Source organism: Streptomyces sp. NPDC007875 (assembly GCF_042868035.1).
Taxonomy (GTDB): domain Bacteria; phylum Actinomycetota; class Actinomycetes; order Streptomycetales; family Streptomycetaceae; genus Streptomyces; species Streptomyces antimycoticus.
In genome coordinates this window covers 383555-406753 of record NZ_JBIADZ010000003.1, presented here as the reverse complement: position 1 = coordinate 406753, position 23199 = coordinate 383555, and the positions used below count along the sequence as shown (strand labels likewise).

The following is a 23199-nucleotide window of genomic DNA, read 5'->3' as shown; positions in this document are numbered from 1 at the left end:
TCAGAAGTCGAACTTGTCGATGTTGGACTTGTCGAAGACGGTGGGCGGGCCGAGGATGATCTCGCCGTTCTTGCCGACCGTGTACTCGCCCAGCTTCCCGGCCTTGAACTTCTCCCCCTCGGCCCCGGTGATCTGCCCGGAGGCGAGCGCGGCCGCGGCGTACGAACCGAGGTAGCCGAGCTTCTTGGGGTCCCAGAGCGAGAACTGCTCGACGGTGCCGTCCTTGACGTACTTGCGCATCTGATTGGGCGTGCCGAGCCCGTTCAGCACGACCTTGCCCTCGTACGAGGAGCCGCTGATGTAGCGGGCTGCCGCGGCGATGCCGACCGTGGTGGGCGCGATGATGCCCTTGAGCTTCGGATACGCCTTGAGCAGGCCCTGGGTCTCCTGGAAGGACTTCTGGTCGTCGTCGTCCCCGTACACGGTCTTGACCAGCTTCATGTTCTTGTAGGCGGGCTTGCTCAGCTCGTCCTTCATGAAGCGGATCCAGGTGTTCTGGTTGGTGGCGTTCTGGGTGGCGGACAGGATCGCGATCTCGCCCTTGTAGTCGAGCTGCTTGGCGAGGTGCTGGACCTGGCTGCGGCCGATCTCCTCGGAGCCGGCCTGGTTGATGAAGAGCTGACGGCAGGCCGGGGCGGTGTCGGAGTCGTACGCCACCACCTTGATGTCCTTCTTCATTGCCTGCTTGAGCGGACCGCAGACCGCGTTGGGGTCGTTGGCCGCGATCAGGATGGCGTCCTGGCGCTGCTGGACCAGGGTGTTGATGTACGACACCTGGGAGGAGGCGCTGGCGTCGGACGGGCCGACCTCCTTGCCCTTGCCGCCGAACTCACCGGCGGCCGTGATCCCCGCCTGGTCGATGAGCTTCTCGTAGGGGTTGTTGATCTGCTTGGGCAGAAAGGCCAGCTTGAGGCCCTTCTTCAGGGGCGCGCCGGGGTCGGCCTTGGCGTCGGTCTTGGCGGGGCCGCTGTTGTCGTTGTCCTTCTTGGTGGTGCCGCCGCAGCCGGCCAGGGCCACGGCCAGGGCACAGACCGCGGCGGCGGTGGCGGCGGCGCGGCGGCGCGCGGGAGAGCTCTTCATGGGGAGACCTTTCGCGGTGCGTGGGTGGATCAGCTGGTCGAGGCGGCGGCGCGCCGGTGACGCCAGGCGCTCACGGTGGTGATCAGGCGGGGGGTGAGGACGGAGGCCACCAGCAGCAGCCCGGTGACGATCACCTGGACCTCGTTGGCCACGTCGTTGAGAGTCAGCAGGTTCTTCAGGACGCCGATGAGCAGCACCCCGGCGACGGCGCCGAACAGCGTGCCCTTCCCGCCGTCGAAGTCGACGCCGCCCAGCAGGACGGAGGCGATGACGAGCATTTCGAAGCCCTGGCCGTTGTCGGCCCGCGCGCTGCCGTACCGCAGGGTGAACACGACCCCCGCGAAGGCCGAGATCAGCCCGCTGACGACGAACAGCAGCAGCTTGACGCGCTTGACGCGGATGCCCGCGAAGTAGGCGGCGTCCTCCTGGGCACCGATGGCGAACAGCGACCGGCCCAGGCCCGTGGCGTGCAGCACCACGGCGGCGATGGCGGCCAGCACGATGAACAGCAGGACCGGATAGGTGAGGAAGGTGCCGGACACGGTGGTGGTGTCCACGGCCCACTTGGCGTACGTCTCGGGGAAGTCGGTGATGGCGCCCGTGCCGAGCACCACCGAGGCCAGCCCCCGGTAGAGGGCGAGCGTCCCGATGGTGACGGCGAGTGAGGGCAGCCCGACCCGGGTGACCAGCCAGCCGTTGATCAGCCCCCCGGCCACCCCGACCAGCAGCACGATCGGCACGATGGTCTCGAACGCCCAGCCCGCGTCCCACAGTTGGCCGGTCAGCGCGCTGCCCAGGCCGAGCATCGAGGCCACCGACAGATCCACCTGCCCGGCCACCACCAGCAGCGTCATCGGCAGCGCCATCAGCGCGACCTCGGCGATGTCGTTGAAGGCGAAGGCGAGGTTGTCGCGGCTCGCGAAGCCGTCCGTGGTGCCGAGGCCGGTGAGGAAGACGGCCACCAGCAGCACCCCGACGGCGGTGTCCCACCTGAGCTTCATCGTGCGCTCCTCTTCCTCAGCGCACGGGTCATGCGCACCCTCACGATCCGGTCCACGCTGATGGCCGCCAGCAGCAGCGCACCCGCGATGGCGTCCTGCCAGAAGGAGTCGACCTTCAGCACGGCCAGGGCGCTGCCGATGGTGGTGAGCAGCAGCGCGCCCAGCGCAGCGCCCCACACCGTGCCGGTGCCGCCGACGATGGCGACGCCACCGACCACCACCGCGCTGACCACGGTCAGCTCCCAGCCGTGGGCGTTGTCGGCGACGACGGTGCCGAAGCGGGCCAGCCACAGCGCGCCCGCGAAGCCCGAGACGGCGCCGGAGAACAGATACGCGCCCAGCACCCGCCGCCGGATCGGCACCCCGGCCAGCCGGGCGGCCTCCGGGCTGGAGCCGATGGCGTACAGCTCACGGCCGCTGCGGTAGGTGCGCAGGACATACGCGGTCCCGGCGAGCACCGCGAAGGCGATCAGCGGGAGATACGGGATGCCCAGCACGCTGCCGCTGCCGAGGTCCAGCACGGGCTGTGGCACATCGGCCGCGTTGATCTGCTCGCCCTGCGCCCACCAGTAGTCGACGCCCTGGATGATGTAGAGCATCCCGAGGGTCACCACCAGGGCGGGCACCCGACCAAAGCTCACCAGCGCGCCGCTGACGATGCCGCAGCCCGCGCCGACGAGGAGGCCGAGAGCCAGGACCGTCAGCACCCCGTGGTCGGTGCCGGAGACGAACTTCCCGCAGGCGAAGGCGGACAGGCCCACCACGGAGCCGACCGACAGATCGATGTTGCGGGTGATGACCACCACCGACTGCCCGACCGCGAGCAGCACCAGGATCGCGGCGTTGAGCAACAGGTCCTTGATGCCCTGGTCATTGAGGAAGCGCGGCTCGGCGATCCAGGTGAACAGCACCAGCAGCAGGAGGGCGCCGGCGATGCTGATCTCCCGCGCGCGGAAGACGGCGTCGACGAGCGAACGCGCCGAGCGCGCCGTCTCCGGCGCGGCGGCGGGTTTCCCGGGTTTCTCGACGGTCACGCTCACGTCCGTGTCCTTTCGCCGGTGAAGCCCGTGACGCCGCTGTCGCCGGTGAGCCCTGTCGCGGCGGCCATGACGGACTCCTCGGTGGCCTCGGCGCGCGGGATCTCGGCGACCAGCCGGCCCTCGTGCATCACCAGGACCCGGTCGGCCATGCCCAGCACCTCGGGCAGATCGGAGGAGATCATCAGCACCGCGAGGCCGTCGGCGGCCAGCGACGACAGCAGCCGGTGCACCTCGGCCTTGGTGCCGACGTCGATCCCGCGCGTGGGCTCGTCGACGATGAGCACCGTGGGCTCGGTCGCCAGCCACTTGGCGAGCACGACCTTCTGCTGATTGCCGCCGGAGAGCACCCCGACGTGGTCGGCGAGACTGCCGTACTTCAGCTGGAGCCGGACCGCCCAGTCGGTCGCCCGGCCGCGCTCCCGCGTCCGTTGCACCAGTCCGGCGCGGCCCAGCCGGTCGAGGCCGGTCAGCCCGATGTTCCGTTCGATGGACATCTCCATCACCAGGCCCCGCTGGCGCCGGTCCTCGGGGACGAGCGCGAGCCCGGCGTCCATGGCGGCGGTCGGCGAACCGGGCCGCAGCACCGTCCCGTCGACCCGCACCTCGCCCGCGTCCGCCCGGTCCACGCCGAAGACGGCCTGGGCGACCTCGGTGCGCCCGGCGCCGACCAGCCCGGCGAGCGCGACGATCTCACCGCGCCGCACCTCGAAGGAGACGTCCCGGAAGACGCCCTCCCGGGTCAGCCGCCGCACCGACAGCGCGGTTTCGCCGACCCGGCTGTCCTGCTTGGGGTAGAGCTCGGCCAGGTCCCGGCCGACCATGCGGCGGACCAGATCGTCCTGGGTCAGCTCCGTCAGCGGCTCGGAGGCCACCCACCGGCCGTCCCGCAGGATGGTGACCCGCTGGCAGAGCTCGAAGATCTCCTCCAGGCGGTGGGAGATGAACAGCACGGCGGCGCCCTCGGCGCGCAGCGTCTCGACGACCGAGAAGAGCCGGGCGGTCTCGCTTCCGGTCAGCGCCGCCGTCGGCTCGTCCATGATCAGCACCCGGGCGTCGAAGGAGAGCGCCTTGGCGATCTCGACGATCTGCTGATCGGCGATGGACAGGCCCCGGGCGGGCCGGTCCGGGTCGAGCTCGACGCCGAGCCGCGCCATCAGCGCGGCGGTGGAGGTCCGTACGGCCTTGTGGTCGATCCGGCCCAGGGCCCGGCGGGGCTGACGGCCCATGAAGATGTTCTCGGCGATGGACAGATCGGGGAAGAGCGTGGGCTCCTGGTAGATGACGGCGATACCGACGTCGCGCGCGTCGGCCGGACCGTGGAAGACCACCGGCTCGCCGTCCAGCAGCACCCGGCCGGAGTCGGGCCGGTGCACCCCGGCGAGGGCTTTGATCAGCGTCGACTTGCCCGCTCCGTTCTCACCGGCCAGGGCATGGGCCTCACCGGCGAAGAGCTCGAGCGAGACATCGCGAAGGGCCCGTACCGCACCGAAGGATTTGTTCACCCCCTCGAGGGCGAGGACCGGCACACCGGTCGAAGCAGGCTGGCTCACGGAGTCTCCTGACGCATACCCAGGGCGGGAAATGAAATGTTTCAATGCTGGATTCCGGGAAGCTAGCCCTGCACTTTGCGGCCGTCAAGGGGGTGTGCACGGGATAAACCCACATCGATTCAGACCCCTTGACGCGCCCTGAGATCCGGCCCTACGGTCCAGGCGCCTTGGGTTGAATCGTTTTCATCCCATCGTTCCCGCCCATCGCTCCCCGCCCGTCGTTCCCCGCCCGTCGTTCCCCGCCCGTCGTTCCCTGCCAGCCGTTCCCAGCCGTTATGGGAGGACGCTCGTGATCAGCAGACGCCACCTGCTCGCCACCACCGCCGCCACCGGCACGGCCCTCACGGGTCTGCCCGCTCTCACCCCGTCCGCCACCGCCGAGGACCGCCCCACCGCCGGGCTGCGGGTCCGGAGCACGACGGTGGAGTACGCGCCCCATCCGCTCGGCCTCGACACCCCCCGCCCCCGCCTGAGCTGGATCCTCGACTCGGACGCCCGCGACCAGTCGCAGAGCGCGTACCACATCCGGGTCGCCACCTCCCCCGACCGGCTCGGCGACCCCGACGTCTGGGACAGCGGCAAGCAGACGTCACGCCAATCGGTCCTGGTCCCCTACGACGGCCCGGCCCTGCGTGGGCGCACCCGGTACCACTGGTCGGTGCGGGTCTGGGACGACCACGGCCGCCCCTCCCCGTGGTCCGCCCCCGCCTGGTGGGAGACCGGGCTGCTGAGCGCCGAGCAGTGGCAGGCGCGCTGGATCACCGCGCCCGCCGCGCTCACCGCGCCCCCGGCCCTGGACGACGCCTCCTGGATCTGGTTCCCCGAAGGGGATCCGGCCACCGAGGCCCCGGCGGCCACCCGGTGGTTCCGCGCCTCGGTCCAGGCCACGGGCACCGTCCGCCGCGCCCGGCTGGTGGTGGCCGCCGACGACGGCTTCACCGCCTATGTGAACGGCACCGAGGTCGCCGCCCGCGAAGCACTGGGCGTGCTCAAGGCATGGAGCCATCCGGCCACCGTCGATGTCACCGAATTCCTCCAGAAGGGCGCCGCCACCCTCGCCATCTCGGCCACCAACGCCGAGAAGGGCCCGGCGGGACTGCTGGCCACCCTGGAGCTCACCACCGAGGACGGCACCACCACCCACCACCACACGGACGCCACCTGGCGCACGACCGACACGAAACCCTCCGCCGCCTGGCCGGGCCGGGACTTCGACGACAGCGGCTGGGACACCGCCAAGCGGCTGGCCGCCTGGGGCAGTGGGCCCTGGGGCAAGGTGCTCCCCCTCCAGTCCCCCGCCCAGCTGCGCCGCACCTTCCGGCTCTCCAAGCCCGTCGCCCGGGCCCGGCTCTACTCCACGGCGCTGGGCCTCTACGAGGCGCACCTCAACGGCGTCCGCGTCGGCCGGGACCAACTGGCGCCCGGCTGGACCGACTACCGCAAGCGGGTGGCGTACCAGACCTATGACGTCACCGACGCCCTCCGCCCCGGAGCCAACGCCCTCGGTGCGACCCTCGCCCCCGGCTGGTACGCCGGGAACATCGCCTGGCTCGGCCAGGCCCAGTACGGCGACCACCCCGCCCTGCTCGCCCAGTTGGAGGTGATGTACACCGACGGCAGCACCGAGCGCATCACCACCGACCAGCAGTGGCGCGCGGCCACCGGTCCGCTGCTCACCGCCGACCTGCTGATGGGCGAGGAGTACGACGCCCGCGCGGAGACCCCCGGCTGGACCTCACCGGGTTTCGACGACACCGGCTGGCACCCGGCCGTCACGGCTACCGACATCACCGCCGAGGTGGTGGCCCAGACCGACGCCCCGACCCAGGTGGAACGCGAGATCAAGCCGGTCGGGGTCACCGAACCCGCCCCCGGCGTCCACCTCTTCGACCTGGGCCAGAACATGGTCGGCAGCGTCCGCCTCACGGTCTCCGGCCCGGCCGGCCGGAAGATCCGGATCCGCCACGCCGAGGTGCTCAACCCGGACGGCACCGCGTATACGGCCAACCTGCGCACCGCCCGCCCCGTCGACACGTACACCCTCAAGGGCGGCGGCCCCGAGACCTACGAGCCGCGCTTCACCTTCCACGGCTTCCGCTACGTCGAGGTCACGGGCTACCCCGGAAAGCCCTCCCTCGACGCGGTCACCGGGCGGGTCATGCACACCGCCGCGCCGTTCACCATGTCCTTCCACACCGACTCGGCGATGCTCAACCAGCTGCACTCCAACATCACCTGGGGCCTGCGCGGCAACTTCCTGTCCATCCCCACCGACACCCCGGCGCGGGACGAACGGCTCGGCTGGACCGGCGACATCAACGTGTTCTCCAGCACCGCCGCCTACGCCATGGAGTCCGCCCGCTTCCTCACCAAGTGGCTCCAGGACATGCGCGACGGCCAAACCGACGACGGCTCCTTCCCCAATGTGGCACCCAACCTCGGCGACGTCGGCGACGGCGTCGCGGGCTGGGGCGACGCCGGGGTGACCGTGCCCTGGAACCTCTACCAGGCGTACGGCGACACCCAGGTGCTGCGCGAGAACTGGCCGGCCATGCGCCGCTGGATCACCTACCTGGAGCAGCACAGCACCGGCCTGCTGCGGCCCGCCGAGGGCTACGGCGACTGGCTCAGCGTCGAGGCGGACACCCCCAAGGACGTCATCGCCACCGCCTACTTCGCTCACGCCACCGACCTCGTCGCCCGCACGGCACAGGTCCTGGACGAGGACCCGGCCCCGTACGAAGACCTCCTGGCCCGCATCAAGACGGCCTTCAACCGCGCCTACGTCTCCCCCGACGGCAGGATCAAGGGCGACACCCAGACCGCGTACGTCCTGGCGCTCTCCATGGACCTGCTCCCCGCCGCCCTCCGCAAGCCCGCCGCCGACCGCCTCGTCGCCCTCATCCAGGACCGCGACTGGCATCTGTCCACCGGTTTCCTCGGCACCCCCCGGCTGCTCCCCACCCTCACCGAGACCGGTCACACCGACGTCGCCTACCGCCTGCTCCACCAGCGCACATTCCCCTCCTGGGGGTACCAGATCGACCGGGGCGCGACCACGATGTGGGAGCGCTGGGACTCCATCAAGCCGGACGGGAGCTTCCAGGACGTCGGGATGAACTCGTTCAACCACTACGCCTACGGCTCGGTCGGCGAGTGGATGTACCAGAACATCACCGGGATCGCCCCCGCCGCCCCCGGCTTCCGCGAGATCCTCATCCGGCCCCGCCCCGGCGGCGAGGTGCGCTCCGCCGAGGGCCGCTACGACTCCCTCTACGGCCCGGTCACCACCCGCTGGTCCCAGGGCGAGGACTTCACCCTCACGGTGTCCATCCCCGTCAACACCACCGCACAGATCTGGGTCCCCGCGCGCCGCGCATCGGACGTGACCCGTCGCGGCGGCCGCCTGCTGCGCATGGCGGACGGCTGCGCGGTGTTCGCCGTGGGCTCGGGGACCCACCACTTCTTGACGCGTGGCCGACCGCGCGGCTAGGTTTCTTGAATCGTTTCATGAAGGAGATTCATGTCTGACGTTCCAGCCGTGAAGGCGGCCCTCAAGAGCCAGGCGGTCGAGACGCCGTCATGGGCGTACGGCAACTCCGGAACCCGGTTCAAGGTCTTCGCCCAGCCCGGTGTGCCGCGCTCCCCCCAGGAGAAGCTGGACGACGCCGCCCAGGTGCACGCCTTCACCAAAGTGGCGCCCACCGTCGCCCTCCACATCCCCTGGGACCGGGTCGAGGACTACGGGGCGCTCGCCAAATACGCGGAGGAACGCGGCCTGAAACTGGGCGCCATCAACTCCAACGTCTTCCAGGACGACGACTACAAGCTGGGGTCGGTCACCCATCCTGACCCGGCGGTCCGCCGCAAGGCCCTGGACCACCTCCTGGAGTGCGTCGACATCATGGACGCCACGGGCTCCCGCGACCTCAAGCTCTGGTTCTCCGACGGCACCAACTATCCCGGCCAGGACGACATCGCGGCCCGCCAGGACCGCCTCGGCGAGGCCCTGAGCGCCGTCTACGACCGTCTCGGCGAGGACCAGCGCATGCTGCTGGAGTACAAGTTCTTCGAGCCCGCCTTCTACACCACGGACGTCCCGGACTGGGGCACCGCCTACGCCCACTGCCTCAAGCTGGGCCCCAAGGCCCAGGTCTGCGTCGACACCGGCCACCACGCCCCCGGCACCAACATCGAGTTCATCGTCGCCCTCCTCCTGCGCGAGAAGAAGCTCGGCGCCTTCGACTTCAACTCCCGCTTCTACGCGGACGACGACCTGATGGTGGGCGCCGCCGACCCCTTCCAGCTCTTCCGCATCATGTACGAGGTGGTCCGCGGCGGCGGGCTGACCTCGGGGGTCGCCTTCATGCTCGACCAGTGCCACAACATCGAGCCCAAGATCCCGGCGATCATCCGTTCCGTCATGAACGTCCAGGAAGCGACGGCCAAGGCCCTCCTGGTCGACGGTGACGCGCTGGCCGCCGCCCAGCGCACGGGCGATGTGCTGGGCGCCAACGCGGTCCTGATGGACGCCTACAACACGGACGTACGGCCGCTGCTCGCCGAGGTCCGCGAGGAGTTGGGCATCGGGCCCGACCCGATGGCGGCGTACCGGGGCTCGGGGTGGGCGGAGCGGATCGTTTCGGAGCGGGTGGGTGGGCAGCAGGCGGGGTGGGGGGCGTAGCGCCTGCGGCGGGCCCTTCCCCACCCCGCCCCTTCCCGAAACCGGGGGCAAGCCCCCGGCCCCCCGGGAACCCGGGGCTGCGCCCCGCACCCCCTGGGGCTCCGGCCCGCACTTGCCGGCGCCCCGCCCGGACACTCCGGACAGCCGCCCCAAACACGCGGGGCTTCGCCCCGAACCCCTTGGCGCCGCCCCCGACCGCTATCGGCCCGGGACACGCCTCCCGCCGCCACTGAACACCCCGCTGAGACCGGTCCACACGAAGAGGACGACATGACCGCAGAACCCCACCCCGAGGCGGCCACGCTCCTGGAGCGCTCGCATCGCCTCGGGGCCGACCCCCGCAATACCAACTACGCGGGCGGAAACACCTCCGCCAAGGGCACCGCGACCGACCCCGTCACGGGCCAGGACGTCGAGCTGATGTGGGTCAAGGGCTCCGGTGGCGATCTGGGCACGCTCGCCCACTCCGGGCTCGCCGCGCTCCGTCTGGACCGGCTCCGCGCGCTCACCGAGGTCTATCCGGGGGTGGACCGCGAGGACGAGATGGTCGCGGCCTTCGACTACTGCCTGCACGGCAAGGGTGGCGCCGCACCGTCCATCGATACCGCCATGCACGGCCTGGTCGACGCCGCCCACGTCGACCACCTCCACCCCGACTCCGGCATCGCCCTCGCCTGCGCGGCCGACGGCGAGGCGCTGACCAAGGAGTGTTTCGGCAACCAGGTCGTATGGGTGCCCTGGCGCCGTCCCGGCTTCCAACTGGGCCTGGACATCGCCGCCATCAAAAAGGCCAACCCCCAGGCCATCGGCTGCATCCTCGGCGGCCACGGCATCACCGCCTGGGGCGACACCTCCGCCGCGTGCGAGGCGAACTCCCTGCGCATCATCCGCACCGCCGAGGAGTTCCTCACCGCACGCGGCAAGGCGGACCCGTTCGGGCCCGTCGTCCACCCCACCCTCCCCAACGCCGAGCGCCGCGCCCGCGCGGCCGCCCTGGCCCCCGTGATCCGCGGCCTGGCCTCCACGGACCGCCCCCAGGTGGGCCACTTCACGGACAACGACACCGTCCTGGACTTCGTCTCCCGCGCCGAACACCCACGCCTGTCGGCCCTCGGCACCTCCTGCCCGGACCACTTCCTCCGTACGAAGGTCCGCCCCCTGGTCCTGGATCTCCCCCCGGACGCGCCCCTCGACACGACGATCGACCGCCTCAAGGAACTCCACGCCGCGTACCGCACCGACTACGCGGCCTACTACAACAACCACGCCACCCCCGACTCCCCTCCCATGCGCGGCGCGGATCCTGCCATCGTGCTCATTCCCGGCGTCGGGATGTTCAGCTACGGCAAGGACAAGCAAACCGCCCGCGTGGCAGGCGAGTTCTACGTCAACGCGATCAACGTCATGCGCGGCGCGGAAGCCGTCTCCACCTACTCCCCCATCGAGGAGTCGGAGAAGTTCCGCATCGAGTACTGGGCGCTGGAAGAGGCCAAGCTCCAGCGCATGCCGAAGCCCAAGCCCCTCGCGACCCGTATCGCCCTGGTGACCGGCGCCGGCTCAGGCATCGGCAAGGCGATCGCCCACCGCCTGGTGGCCGAGGGCGCATGCGTCGTCGTCGCGGACATCAACGCGGACTCGGCCACAGCCGTCGCACAGGAGCTGGGCGGTCCGGACAAGGCCACCGCCGTCACCGCCGACGTCACCTCGGAAGAGCAGATCAGGGCGGCGTTCGCCCAGGCGGCGCTGGACTTCGGCGGGGTGGACATCCTGGTCAACAACGCCGGGATCAGCATCTCCAAGCCCCTCCTCGAAACAACCACCCAGGACTGGGACCTCCAGCACACCATCATGGCCCGAGGCAGCTTCCTGGCCTCCCGCGAAGCAGCAGCAACCTTCATCGCCCAGAACATGGGCGGCGACATCGTGTACATCACCTCCAAGAACGCGGTGTTCGCGGGCCCGAACAACATCGCGTACTCCGCGTCCAAGGCCGACCAGGCCCACCAAGTCCGTCTGCTGGCCGCAGAGTTGGGCGAGCACGGCATCCGCGTCAACGGCGTGAACCCCGACGGCGTAGTCCAGGGCTCCGGCATCTTCGCAAGCGGCTGGGGCGCACAACGCGCCGCCGTGTACGGCGTCCCCGAGGAGAAGCTTGGCGAGTTCTACGCCCAACGCACCCTGCTCAAGCGCGAAGTACTCCCGACCCACGTGGCGAACGCGGTCTTCACCCTCGTGGGCGGCGACCTGACCCACACCACGGGTCTGCACATCCCGGTCGACGCCGGGGTCGCGGCGGCGTTCCTGCGCTGACACGCGCGTGAGGGGGACGGGGTCGGAGGGGTGAGGTCCTGGACGCTTACGTGTATTTGTGGCGCCCATCCCCGACCAACTCAACGCCCCCGGCCAGTGGCGCCGTAAATATACGGTCCAGGGCCCCGCCCCCAAGGCCCCGGCCCCCGCCCCCACCCCGACGAAACACAGCAACCACCCGCGCACCCCATCCACCACGAGGTCCACGTGTCCACCAAAGAGCACCGCTTCGCCGCCGTAGACCTCGGTGCGTCCAGCGGCCGCGTCATCGTCGGCGAGGTCACCCCCGAACGGCTGGCCCTCCACGAGGCGCACCGCTTCCCCAACCAGCCCACCCGCCTCCTGGGCACCCTGCACTGGAACATCCTGTCGCTCTACCAGGGCATCCTGAACGGCCTGAAGGCGGCAGCGAACAGCGCCCCACACCCCCTGACCAGCATCGGCATCGACACCTGGGCCGTGGACTACGGCCTACTAGCCCCCGACGGCACCCTCCTCGCCAACCCCGTGCACTACCGCGACACCCGCACCACCGGCGCCGCCGAAAAGGTCGCGGAAGCGCTCTCGCCCCAGGCCCTCTACGCCGCCACCGGCATCCAGCACCTCCCCTTCAACACCCTCTACCAGCTCATCTCGGCCCAGGGCACCCCCGCCCTCGCCGCCGCCCACCGTCTCCTCCTCATCCCCGACCTCATCTCATACTGGCTGACCGGCGAGTACGGCACCGAGCTGACGAACGCCTCCACCACCCAGCTCATCGACCCCCGCACCCGCGACTGGGCCACCCCCGTGGCGCAGGCCCTGGGCATCGACCTGACGCTCTTCCCGCCCCTGCGCCACCCGGGCGACCCCGCCGGAACCCTGCGCCCGGAAGTTCTCGCCGAGACGGGCCTCACCACCCCCATCCCCGTGACCGCCGTCGGCTCGCACGACACCGCGTCCGCCGTCGTCGGCGTCCCGGCCACCACGCCCGACTTCGCGTACATCGCCACCGGCACCTGGTCCCTCGCCGGGCTGGAGCTGGACGGGCCGGTGCTCTCGGAGGCGAGCCGCGCGGCCAACTTCACGAACGAGCTGGGCGTGGATGGCACGGTCCGCTATCTGCGCAACATCATGGGCCTGTGGATGCTCCAAGAGTGCGTCCGCACCTGGAACGCCGAGAACACCCGAGCCACCGGCACAGACCTCACCGCACTGCTCCACGAGGCAGCCCAAGCCATCCCCCTCCGCTCCGTGGTCGACGCCGGCGACCCCGCCTTCATCGCCCCGCACCACATGCCCGACCGCATCGCCGACGCCTGCCGCCGCACCGGCCAGCCCGTCCCCCGTACCCCGGCCGAGACCACCCGCTGCGTCCTGGACTCCCTCGCCCTGGCCCACCGCCGCGCGATCGACGACGCCGCACGGCTGTCCGGCCGTACGGTCCGCACCGTGCACATCGTCGGCGGAGGCGTGCACAACGCACTGTTGTGCCAGCTCACCGCCGACGCCTGCGGACTCCCCGTGATCGCGGGCCCGGCCGAGGCGGCGGCCCTCGGAAACGTCCTGGTCCAGGCCCGGGCGGCCGGAGCGATCACCGGTGGTCTGCCAGAGTTGCGCGCCCTGCTTCACAGCACCCAGCCACTGAGGCAGTATGAGCCCACAGGTGATCATTCGGCGTGGGACCGGGCAGCCGCCCGGCTGGGGGACGCGCAGGTCACAAGGGCCGCCACCGGCCTGGGCGACGAGGAGGAACCGTGCGCGTAGCGCTCTTCATCACCTGCGTCAACGACACCCTCTACCCACACACCGGCCAGGCCGTGGTCACGCTCCTCGAACGGCTCGGCGTGGAGGTCGGCTTCCCGGAAGGGCAGAGCTGCTGCGGCCAGCCGCAGTTCAACACCGGCTACCGCCACGAGACCGAACCGCTGGTGCGCCGCTACGCCGCCGCGTTCCGCGACTACGACTACGTGGTGGCCCCCTCGGGTTCGTGCGCGGCGATGGTGCGGGACAACTACCCCCGGATCGGCGCCAAGGCCGCCGCCGAGGGTCGTGGCCAGGAGCTCGCGGACGCGGCGGCCGAGGCCGTCCCCAAGACGTACGAGCTCACCGAATTCCTCACCGACGTCCTGAAGGTCACCGACGTCGGCGCGTACTACCCGCACACCGTGACGTACCACCCCACCTGCCACGGGCTGCGGATGCTGGGGCTCGGCGACCGCCCGCGTTCGCTGCTCGCCGCCGTGAAGGGGCTGAACCTGGTGGAGCTGCCGGGCGCCGACGAGTGCTGCGGCTTCGGCGGTACGTTCGCCGTCAAGAACGCGGCCGTCTCGGCGGCCATGGGGGCGGACAAGGCGCGCAACATCACAGCGACCGGCGCCGAGGCCGTGTGCACGGTCGACAACTCCTGCCAGATGCACATCGGCGGCACACTCGCCCGCCAGGGCTCCACGGTCCGCCCCGTCCACATCGCCGAGATCCTGGCCAGCACGGAAGGAAACGTCTGGTGAACGGAGACCGCCAGGTGAAGGCAGGCCATCAGGCGAGCGGACACCATCAGGTGAGCGAACCCCATAGGGAAGGAAACGACTGGTGAGCGGAACCCACCAAGCCACCTACCTGGGGATGCCCGCTTTCCCGGCGGCGGCCGACGCCTCGACCCGGAACACCCAACTGCGCGCCAACCTCCGCCACGCCACCCACACCATCCGCGCCAAGCGCGCCACGGCGGTGGCCGAACTGGACGACTGGTCGTCGCTGCGCGCGGCGGGCGCGGCCATCAAGGACCGTACGCTGCGCCATCTCGACCACTATCTGGAACAGTTGGAGAGCGCGGTCACGGCGGCCGGCGGCCACGTCCACTGGGCGGCGGACGCGGACGAGGCGAACCGGATCGTCACCGAGCTGGTGCAGGCGACGGGCGAGCGCGAGGTCGTCAAGGTCAAGTCGATGGCCACGCAGGAGATCGGCCTGAACGGCGCTCTCGCCACCGCCGGGATCACGGCGTACGAGACCGATCTCGCCGAGCTGATCGTGCAGCTCGGCGACGACCTGCCGTCGCACATCCTGGTCCCGGCGATCCACCGCAACCGGGGCGAGATCCGCGACATCTTCGCGGAGAAGATGGTCCGGTGGGGCCGCCCGGCCCCGGAGGGGCTGACCGACGCGCCCGCCGATCTGGCGGAGGCCGCGCGGCTGCACCTCCGCGAGAAGTTCCTGAACGCCAAGGTGGGCATCTCCGGCGCCAACTTCATGGTCGCGGAGACCGGCACGCTCGTGGTCGTGGAATCCGAGGGCAACGGCCGGATGTGCCTGACCCTCCCCGAGACGCTGATCTCCGTCGTCGGCATCGAGAAGATCGTCCCCACCTTCCAGGACCTGGAGGTCTTCCTTCAGCTGCTGCCCCGCTCCTCGACCGCCGAGCGGATGAATCCGTACACCTCCACCTGGACCGGCACCACGGACGCGGACGGGCCCCGCACCTTCCACCTCGTCCTCCTCGACAACGGCCGCACCGACACCCTCGCCGACACCGTGGGCCGCCAGGCGCTGCGCTGCATCCGCTGCTCGGCGTGTCTCAATGTGTGCCCGGTGTACGAGCGGGCGGGCGGCCATGCCTACGGATCGGCGTACCCGGGCCCGATCGGCGCGATCCTCACCCCCCAACTGCGCGGCGTCCAGAGCGAACTGGACGCTTCCCTCCCGTACGCGTCCTCCCTGTGCGGGGCGTGTTACGAGGTGTGCCCGGTCGCCATCGACATCCCGGAGGTCCTGGTCCACCTCCGTGAGCGCGTGGTCGAGGGCGGCCCCGTTTCCATCCGTGGCACCCGCACGGTCATCAAGCCCGCCAAGGGCCACGCCGCCGAGCGCGCCGCGATGCGCGCCGCCCGCTGGGCCCTGGACCACCCCCGGGTGCTGCGCACCGGCCAGCGTCTGGCCTCCCGCACCCGCCGCTTCCATCCGCGCCGGCTGCCCGGTCCGGGGCGGGCGTGGAGCGATACGCGTGAGCTGCCGAAGGTGCCGGAGGAGTCGTTCCGCGACTGGTGGCAACGCACGCGGGGCGAGAGCGGCACGGAGGGAAGGAAGACCACATGACCCCGCAAGATCCCGGCAGCCAAAGCACCCAGGGCCCCGGCACCCGAAGCACCCAGAACCCCGGCGCCCACAGCACCGAGGCCCCCGGTACCCGGAGCCCCGACTCCCGCGCCCTGGTCATGGCCCGCATCCGCCGCGCCCTGGCCGATGTGCCGCGTGCCGAGACGCCCGACGCGGTGCCGGTCGAGCGCACCTACCACCGCGTCCACGGCGACCGCACCCCCACCGAGACCGCGGACCTCCTCGCCGAGCACCTGGCCGACTACCGCGCGATCGTCCACCGCACCGACACCCCCTCCCTCCCCGCCCTGATCGCCCGCCTCCTCGCCGACCGCGGCGCGACGAGCGTGGCCGTGCCCCCCGGCCTCCCCGACTCCTGGCTGTCCGCCGTCCCCGACGCGGTGCGCCGGGTCCCGGACACGGCGGAGCTGACCCCGCACGACCTGGACGCGGTCTCCAGCGTGGTGACGGCCTGCGCGGTGGCCATCGCCGAAACCGGCACCGTGGTCCTGGACGCCGCCCCCGACCAGGGCCGCCGGCGCATCACTTTGGTTCCCGACCACCACATCTGCGTCATCCGGGTGCCCGACCAGGTCGTGGACTCCGTCCCGGAGGGCCTTGAACGCCTGGATCCGGCCCGCCCGTTGACCTGGATCTCGGGCCCGTCCGCGACAAGTGACATCGAACTCGATCGCGTCGAAGGCGTCCACGGCCCCCGCACCCTCGAAGTGATCCTCACCGGGCCGCCGGCCGGGCCGGAAACCGCTGGTCAGAGCTGACGAGGCACGGGACGCATACCCGAGCCACGGCGGGGCATATGCCATAGGGGCAGGCGAAGGAACACCCGTGCGGGCGATGCGGTCTTCCTCACATACCACCGGTAACACCACAGTTGGGCGGTTTACGCCGATGCCGTTGTCGGTAGGGGCCTCTACTCTTATGGCATGCGTCCGACTCCTACTCAACAACCTGCCTTACTGACCACCTCCTCCACCGACCAGGCCAACGAGGCGATTCGCGTCTTTCTGCGGGCCCGGGCAGGCCGGGCACTGCGGCCTTCGGAGCGGGCCGAGTACAGCCGGTTGCTGAAGGTCTACACACGGGCGCTGCGCGGCGAGGTGGAGAAGGCCGCCTGAGCGGCACGAGCGGCACGAGCCGACCACATCTGAAAAGCGGGGGACGCCATGGGGGCTGTGGGCAAGGTCGTCTTCGGAGCGGTGACGGCGGGGCTTCTGGGCGTCGCCGGGTACGGCGGATACAACCTCTACACGGGCGTGACCGGCGGCGATACCACCGCGCCCCATGACGGTCCGGTGACCGCGGACGAGACCCGGCGGACCGCGCGGGAATTCCTGGACGCATGGGCGGACGGCAATGACATGCTGGCCGCAGGGCTGACCAATGACGCCGAGGCGGCCATCGGCGCGCTGAGCGGCTATCGCGACGACGGCCATGTGAAGAAGGTGACGGTCACCCCGGGCACGGCCCGGGGCACCACGGTGCCGTTCACCGTCAAGGCCGAAGTGGTCTTCGACAAGACCCGTTCGAGCTGGTCGTATGCATCGCGGCTGACCGTGGTGCGCGGCCGGACGACCAAGAAGCCGCTGGTCGACTGGAGACCCTCGGTCCTCCATCCCAAGCTGGCGGCCGATGAGTCCGTGCGGACGGACCTGGCGGACAATCCGCCGGTGCGGGTGCTGGACCGCGACGGCGAGGAGCTGCGGCAGGGCCGTTATCCCTCGCTCGACCCGGTACTGATCGCGCTGCGGGCGAGATACGGGGCGGACGCCGGTGGCACGGCGCGGGTGGAGGTGTCGGCGGTCAAGGCCGACGGGACCGCCGCAGCGACGCTTCATGTGGTGAAGAAGGGCAGGCCGGGCACACTGCGCACCACCCTCGACGCCGGGGTGCAGAAGCGCGCGGAGAAGGCGGTGGCCACGCGCGACGGCGCCTCCGTCGTGGCGCTGAGGCCCAGCACCGGGGAGATCCTGGCGGTGGCCAACTCCGACCAGGCCGAGTTCAACGCCGCGCTGCAGGGGCAGACGGCGCCGGGGTCGACGTTCAAAATAGTCACCGCGGCCACCCTGCTGGAGGCGGGCAAGGTCAGCCCGGGCCACCTGGTGCCGTGCCCGAAGACGGCGGCGTACGCACAGGGCATGACGTTCCACAACGTCGAGGACAGCGAGAACCCCGGGGCCACCTTCGCGCAGGACTTCGCGGCGTCCTGCAACACCGCGTTCGTCTCGCTCGCCGGAGCCGTGCCCGATGGCGCGGTGGCCCAGGAGGCGCGGACCGTGTTCGGCCTCGGGCTGAACTGGCGGGTGGGCATCACCACCTTCGACGGAGAGGTGCCGAGCGGAAGCGGTGACGACAAGGCCGCCGCCATGATCGGCCAGGGCACGGTCCAGATGAACCCGCTCACCATCGCCTCCGTCGCGGCCACCGCCCAGACCGGCACCTTCAAGCAGCCCGTCATCGTGCCGCGCTCGGTCGACCACCGGGAGATCGCCACCAGCGACCGCAGCCTCAGCCCGGCCACCAGGTCGCAGCTCAGGGCGATGATGCGGCTGACCGCGACGAGCGGCACCGCCGCCCGGGCGATGTCCGGGCTCACCGGCGACATCGGGGCCAAGACGGGTTCGGCCGAGATCGACGGCCAGCCCAAGACCAACGCCTGGTTCACCGCCTACCGGAACGATGTGGCGGCCGCCGCCGTGGTCACCGGCGGCGGACACGGCGGGGATGCCGCCGGGCCCGTCGTCCGCGCGGTACTCAAAACCGGCTGACGAGCGGTACTCAAAGCAGGTACGCAAAACCGGCCGACGCGCGCACCCAAAACCGGCTGACACGCGGTACTCAAAGCCGCCTGACACGCGGTGCTCAAAGCTGCCTGACATGCGGTGCTCAATGCCACTGCCCCTGACCTCCCCCGCTGCCCCACCACTTCGTACAGGGGTTGGGCTAAGGGGTTGTCCATGGCCTGACCCACGCTCTAGCCTGGCGCGGCAGCCGACAGAGCACGGCACCGCACGGCACCGCACGGCACCGCACTGCCCGCGCAGAGGGGATTCCGGCGTGAAGCGCACCTCCCGCGACATACGCACCGCCAACCGCTACGGGGTGCTGCGCCATATCGTCGCCCAATCCCCCGTCTCCCGGCAGGAGGTGGCCGCCGCGACGGAGCTGAGCCTGGCCACCGTCGCGAATCTCGTCGGTGAGCTGCTCGACCTCGGGATGCTGGTCGAGGTCGGCTACGAGGACTCCGACGGCGGCCGGCCGCGCGGTCTGGTCGCGGTCAACTCCTCGGGCGCCGCGCTGATCGGCGTGGATGTGGCGGAGACGTATATCCATGTCGAGCTGTTCGATCTGGCGCTGACCGTCCTGGCCCGCGCGGACGAGGAGTTGCGCCCGGAGGAGAACGACCCGGGCAAGGTGGTGGCGCATATCGCGGACGCCGTGTCCTCGGTGGTCGAGCAGGCGGGCGTGGCCGCGGACCGGGTGCTGGGCGTCGGCGTCAGCATGCCGGGGCAGGTGGACCGCGAGGGCGGGGTCTCGGTCTTCGCCCCCAACTGGGACTGGCATGACGTCCCGCTGCTGCGGCTGCTGGCCGAGCACATCCCCTACCCCCTCCACCTCGACAATCCGCTGCGTGCCTGCACCGTGGCCGAGCAGTGGTTCGGGGCGGCGCGCGGGCGGAACGACGCCGTGGTGGTCAACCTCGGTACGGGCGTGGGGGCCGGGCTGGCGCTCGGCGGCACCCTGCACCGCGGGGTCAGCAACAGCGCCGGGGAATGGGGGCACACCACCCTCGTCCTGGACGGACGGCAGTGCCACTGCGGCAACCAGGGGTGTGTGGAGACCTATGTCGGCGCCCCCGGCATCATGCGGAATCTGCGCGAGCTGAGCCCGGACAGCCCGCTGCTGCACCCGGACGACCAGACGGCCACCATCGAGGCGCTCGGCCGGGGCCTTATGGCAGGCGATCCGGTGGCCGTGAAGGTCGTGCACACCACGGCGCGCTATCTCGGCGCCGCCCTCGCCGATCTGATCAATCTGCTCAACCCGGAAGTGATCGTGCTCAGCAGCTGGGTCGCGGCCGCCCTCGGGGAGCCGCTGCTCGCCGAGGTGCGCGCGGCGGTGGCGGTGCGCGCGCTGCGCCGCCCGCTGGCGAACACCGAGATCGTGCTGTGCCCGATCCCGTCCAACCCCGTTAGCCTCGGCGCGGCGACCTTCGCCCTGGAGGGCTCGCTCGCGTCGGTGGGACTGAAGAACCGCCGTACCACGCCAAAGAACCGCACCACCCCAAGGAACCGCTCCACACCCTCGTGACAACGGAGTCGCGCACGGCCGTTCAGGTCGCGCTGTCCTCCCATATGACCGCACAGAAGACCGGTATCAAGGGCTGACCGAGGAGAACGATGAGCTCCACGCAGCACACACCGCTGCCCTACTACGAGGATGTCTCCCCCGGCGCGGGAGCGCTGCCGCCCCGCCCCTGGACCCCATCCTCCGACGCGGCGCGGCTGAGCCTGAACGGGACGTGGTCCTTCCGGCTGTCGCCGACCGCCACCGCCGAGGACGACTCCTTCGCCCGCCCCGGCTACGACGCCCGCGGCTGGGACGAGCTCCCGGTGCCCGGCCACTGGGTGCTGCACGGCCACGGGGCGCCCATCTACACCAATGTGCTCTATCCCTTCCCGGTGGATCCGCCGCACGTCCCCGCCGAGAACCCGACCGGCGACCATCTGCGCGTCTTCGACCTGCCCGGCGACTGGCCGGAGGGCGGGGAGGCGGTGCTGCGCTTCGAGGGCGTCGAGTCATGCGCCCGGGTCTGGCTCAACGGCGAGGAGCTCGGCACCTTCAAGGGCAGCCGGCTGCCGCATGAGTTCGAGGTCGGGGGCCTGCTCGAGCCGTCCGGGAACGTACTGGCCGTCCGCGTCCACCAGTGGTCCTCCGGGAGCTATCTCGAGGACCAGGACCAGTGGTGGCTGCCCGGCATCTTCCGCGAGGTGACGCTGGAGCACCGCCCCGAGGGCGCGCTCGCCGACTACTTCGTCCACGCCTCGTACGACCACACCACCGGCGAGGGCACGCTGCGGATCGACTCCGACCCCGGCGGCCGGGTCACCGTCCCCGAGCTGGGTCTTGACCTGGCCACCGGGGAGAGCGCCACCATCCCGGTCGAGCCGTGGACGGCGGAGACACCGCGGCTGTACGAGGCGCGGCTGACCACCGTGGGCGAGAGCGTCTCGCTGCGCGTGGGCTTCCGCACCGTGGTGGTCGAGGACGGGCTGCTCAAGGTCAACGGGCGGCGGGTGCTCTTCCGCGGCGTCAACCGGCATGAGTTCCACCCCGAGAACGGGCGGGCCGTGGACCTCGCGACCATGCGCCGCGATCTGGTGCTGATGAAGCAGCACAACATCAACGCCGTGCGCACCAGCCACTATCCGCCGCATCCGGCCTTCCTCGGGCTCTGCGACGAGCTGGGGCTGTGGGTGATCGACGAATGCGATCTGGAGACCCATGGCTTCGGCGTCCTGGAGTGGCGGAACAACCCGGTGGACGACGACCGCTGGACCCCGGCCCTGCTCGACCGCGCCGAGCGCATGGTCGAGCGCGACAAGAACCACCCGTCCATCGTGATGTGGTCGCTGGGCAATGAGTGCGGCACCGGACGCGGGCTGTCCGCCATGGCCGACTGGATCCGGGAGCGCGACCCGTCCCGGGTGATCCACTACGAGGGCGATCTGTCCTGCGCCGATACGGACGTCTACTCGCGGATGTACGCGCCGCACGAGGAAGTCGACCAGATCGGCCGGCGCACCGAGGCGCCGTGGGGCGATCCGGAGCTGGACGCGAAGCGCCGGGCGCTGCCGTTCATCCAGTGCGAGTACGCGCACGCCATGGGCAACGGGCCGGGCGGACTGGGCGAGTACCAGCGGCTGTTCGAGGCGCATGAGCGCTGCCAGGGCGGTTTCGTCTGGGAGTGGATCGACCACGGCTTCACCCGGCGCGCCCCCGACGGCCGCTTCTACCACGTGTACGGCGGGGACTTCGGCGAGGAGCTGCACGACGGGAACTTCGTGTGCGACGGGCTGGTCTTCCCCGACCGCACCCCCTCCCCGGGGCTGATCGAGTACAAGAAGGTCATCGAGCCGGTGCGGATCGAGGGCGACGGGGCCGACGGCACGGTCCGGATCACCAACGGCCATGACTTCGCCGATCTGTCCCCTCTCGTCTTCTCGTGGAGCTATGAGGCGGAGGGCGAGGCGATCGGCTCGGGTGAGCTGGCGGTGCCGCCGCTGCCCCCGGGCGAGTCCGCCGATCTGAAGCTCCCGGCACCGCCCGCCGCCGAGGCGGGGGCGGAGACCCGGTGGACCGTGGAGGCGCGGCTCGCGGCCGCGACGGCATGGGCCGAGGCGGGCCATACGGTGGCCTGGGCCCAGTTCCCGGCCACCGCTCCCGGCACCGGCCGGGTGCGCGCCCTCGCCTCGGGGGAGGCGCCGCGCCGCGACGGCGACCGGATCGTGCTCGGCCCCGGCGTCTTCGACGCAGCCACCGGCGCCCTGACGGCCCTGGGCGGGCTGCCCGTCACCGAACCGCCCCGGCTGGACATCTGGCGCGCGCCCACCGACAACGACAACGGCGCTTCCTGGCAGCCGGACGAGCGCTGGGGCCTGATCTGGCGCCGGTTCGGGCTGCACCGGGTGCGGCACCGGACCGACGCGGTGGAGACGACGCCGGACGGTGCGCTGACCGTCCGTACCCGCGTCGCGCCCGCCGCCGTCGACTTCGGTCTGGAGACGGTCTACCGCTGGACCGCCGATGAGGACGGACGGCTGAGCCTGGCGGTCTCCGTCACCCCGCTGGGCGAGTGGACCTGCCCGCTGCCGCGCCTGGGCCTGCGGCTCGGGGTCCCGGCCGCGCTGGGCGAGGCCGAGTGGTTCGGCGGCGGTCCCGGCGAGGCGTACCCGGACACGCGTGCCGCCGCGCGGGTGGGGCGGTGGGCGCTGTCGGTCGACGAGCTCCAGACGCCGTACGTCCGCCCGCAGGAGAACGGCGCCCGGATCGATGTCCGCTGGGTGCGGCTGACCGCGCCCGACGGGTCGGGGGTGCGGATCGAGGGCGAGCCGGCCTTCTGGTTCACCGCGCGCCGCTGGACCACCGAGCAGCTCGACGCGGCCGAGCACACACCGGATCTGGAGGCGTCGAACGAGACGGTGTGGGTGAACCTGGACCACGGCCAGCAGGGCATCGGCACCCAGTCCTGCGGGCCGGGGGTGCTGGACGAGCACCGCCTGGACGTGGCACCGGCCGAGTTCTCGTTCACGTTCTCGCGGCTGAGCTGACGGTCGCGTCGGCCGGGGCCGGCCGTGGCGATCGGCCCCGGGTCGTACGCGCCTCCACCACCCGCACCGCGCCCGCTGGTCACAAGAGTGCGGGGGCGGTCCAAGAGGCCG

Annotated in this window: 15 protein-coding genes; 11 read left to right on the top strand and 4 right to left on the bottom strand. The window is 71.2% G+C overall.

Translation table 11 applies throughout. The features are described 5' to 3' along the window. The 4 genes from rhaS to ACFYOY_RS08615 are packed head-to-tail and all read right to left on the bottom strand — an operon-like array spanning position 1 to position 4671. Entirely contained in the window at positions 1 to 1080 is a 1080-nt protein-coding gene (rhaS, locus tag ACFYOY_RS08630) for a rhamnose ABC transporter substrate-binding protein (RefSeq protein ID WP_388585645.1), read from the bottom strand. A gap of 29 nt (positions 1081 to 1109) precedes the next feature. Beyond that, positions 1110 to 2081, bottom strand: coding sequence for an ABC transporter permease (locus tag ACFYOY_RS08625; RefSeq protein ID WP_351897113.1), 972 nt, complete (start codon positions 2079 to 2081; stop codon positions 1110 to 1112). Beyond that, positions 2078 to 3121 carry an ABC transporter permease gene (locus tag ACFYOY_RS08620; RefSeq protein WP_351897109.1) on the bottom strand — a complete coding sequence of 348 codons (1044 nt, stop codon included), beginning with the start codon at positions 3119 to 3121 and terminating at the stop codon, positions 2078 to 2080. The genes ACFYOY_RS08625 and ACFYOY_RS08620 overlap by 4 nt, the downstream gene beginning before the upstream one ends. Then, positions 3118 to 4671, bottom strand: a complete 1554-nt coding sequence (locus ACFYOY_RS08615; RefSeq protein ID WP_388585641.1) for a sugar ABC transporter ATP-binding protein — start codon at positions 4669 to 4671, stop codon at positions 3118 to 3120. Before ACFYOY_RS08615 ends, ACFYOY_RS08620 begins: the two co-directional genes overlap by 4 nt. 289 nt (positions 4672 to 4960) lie before the next feature. Between ACFYOY_RS08615 and ACFYOY_RS08610 the strand changes: the two genes are divergently transcribed. The 11 genes from ACFYOY_RS08610 (at position 4961) to ACFYOY_RS08560 (ending at position 23088) form a co-directional block, all read left to right on the top strand. Beyond that, complete coding sequence (locus ACFYOY_RS08610; RefSeq protein WP_351897097.1) at positions 4961 to 8164, top strand: alpha-L-rhamnosidase; 3204 nt, start codon at positions 4961 to 4963, stop codon at positions 8162 to 8164. Positions 8165 to 8194: 30 nt separating this feature from the next. Then, positions 8195 to 9355 carry an L-rhamnose isomerase gene (gene rhaI, locus ACFYOY_RS08605; protein WP_351897092.1) on the top strand — a complete coding sequence of 387 codons (1161 nt, stop codon included), beginning with the start codon at positions 8195 to 8197 and terminating at the stop codon, positions 9353 to 9355. Positions 9356 to 9625: 270 nt separating this feature from the next. Beyond that, the gene (locus ACFYOY_RS08600) at positions 9626 to 11665 is read left to right on the top strand and encodes a bifunctional aldolase/short-chain dehydrogenase (RefSeq protein WP_351897087.1); all 2040 of its coding nucleotides are present in this window, start codon (positions 9626 to 9628) and stop codon (positions 11663 to 11665) included. Positions 11666 to 11872: 207 nt separating this feature from the next. Continuing rightward, positions 11873 to 13411 carry a rhamnulokinase family protein gene (locus tag ACFYOY_RS08595; protein WP_351897080.1) on the top strand — a complete coding sequence of 513 codons (1539 nt, stop codon included), beginning with the start codon at positions 11873 to 11875 and terminating at the stop codon, positions 13409 to 13411. Further along, on the top strand, positions 13402 to 14154 hold the full coding sequence (locus ACFYOY_RS08590) for a (Fe-S)-binding protein (protein ID WP_351897076.1): 753 nt from the start codon (positions 13402 to 13404) through the stop codon (positions 14152 to 14154). Before ACFYOY_RS08595 ends, ACFYOY_RS08590 begins: the two co-directional genes overlap by 10 nt. Positions 14155 to 14269: 115 nt before the next feature. After that, entirely contained in the window at positions 14270 to 15739 is a 1470-nt protein-coding gene (locus ACFYOY_RS08585) for a lactate utilization protein B (protein ID WP_351897551.1), read from the top strand. A 119-nt stretch (positions 15740 to 15858) separates the two neighbouring features. Then, positions 15859 to 16518: an LUD domain-containing protein gene (locus ACFYOY_RS08580; RefSeq protein WP_351897547.1), complete on the top strand. Its 660-nt coding sequence runs from the start codon at positions 15859 to 15861 to the stop codon at positions 16516 to 16518. A gap of 165 nt (positions 16519 to 16683) precedes the next feature. Next, positions 16684 to 16875, top strand: coding sequence for a hypothetical protein (locus ACFYOY_RS08575; RefSeq protein ID WP_093466356.1), 192 nt, complete (start codon positions 16684 to 16686; stop codon positions 16873 to 16875). A gap of 48 nt (positions 16876 to 16923) precedes the next feature. Further along, complete coding sequence (locus ACFYOY_RS08570; protein WP_388585636.1) at positions 16924 to 18525, top strand: penicillin-binding transpeptidase domain-containing protein; 1602 nt, start codon at positions 16924 to 16926, stop codon at positions 18523 to 18525. 289 nt (positions 18526 to 18814) lie between these two features. Next, a complete protein-coding gene (locus ACFYOY_RS08565) occupies positions 18815 to 20068 on the top strand; it encodes an ROK family protein (protein ID WP_351897060.1) in 1254 nt (417 codons plus the stop codon). Between the two features lie 89 nt (positions 20069 to 20157). After that, positions 20158 to 23088: a glycoside hydrolase family 2 TIM barrel-domain containing protein gene (locus ACFYOY_RS08560; RefSeq protein ID WP_351897053.1), complete on the top strand. Its 2931-nt coding sequence runs from the start codon at positions 20158 to 20160 to the stop codon at positions 23086 to 23088. Positions 23089 to 23199 lie beyond the last annotated feature (111 nt).

Excerpts from the sequence above, each read along its gene's own strand:
- rhaS (WP_388585645.1), bottom strand. The coding sequence starts at position 1,080 with ATGAAGAGCTCTCCCGCGCGCCGCCGCGCCGCCGCCACCGCCGCCGCG.
- ACFYOY_RS08625 (WP_351897113.1), bottom strand. The coding sequence starts at position 2,081 with ATGAAGCTCAGGTGGGACACCGCCGTCGGGGTGCTGCTGGTGGCCGTC.
- rhaI (WP_351897092.1), top strand. The coding sequence starts at position 8,195 with ATGTCTGACGTTCCAGCCGTGAAGGCGGCCCTCAAGAGCCAGGCGGTC.
- ACFYOY_RS08600 (WP_351897087.1), top strand. The coding sequence starts at position 9,626 with ATGACCGCAGAACCCCACCCCGAGGCGGCCACGCTCCTGGAGCGCTCG.
- ACFYOY_RS08585 (WP_351897551.1), top strand. The coding sequence starts at position 14,270 with ATGCCCGCTTTCCCGGCGGCGGCCGACGCCTCGACCCGGAACACCCAA.
- ACFYOY_RS08580 (WP_351897547.1), top strand. The coding sequence starts at position 15,859 with ATGGCCCGCATCCGCCGCGCCCTGGCCGATGTGCCGCGTGCCGAGACG.
- ACFYOY_RS08575 (WP_093466356.1), top strand. The coding sequence starts at position 16,684 with ATGCGTCCGACTCCTACTCAACAACCTGCCTTACTGACCACCTCCTCC.
- ACFYOY_RS08570 (WP_388585636.1), top strand. The coding sequence starts at position 16,924 with ATGGGGGCTGTGGGCAAGGTCGTCTTCGGAGCGGTGACGGCGGGGCTT.
- ACFYOY_RS08560 (WP_351897053.1), top strand. The coding sequence starts at position 20,158 with ATGAGCTCCACGCAGCACACACCGCTGCCCTACTACGAGGATGTCTCC.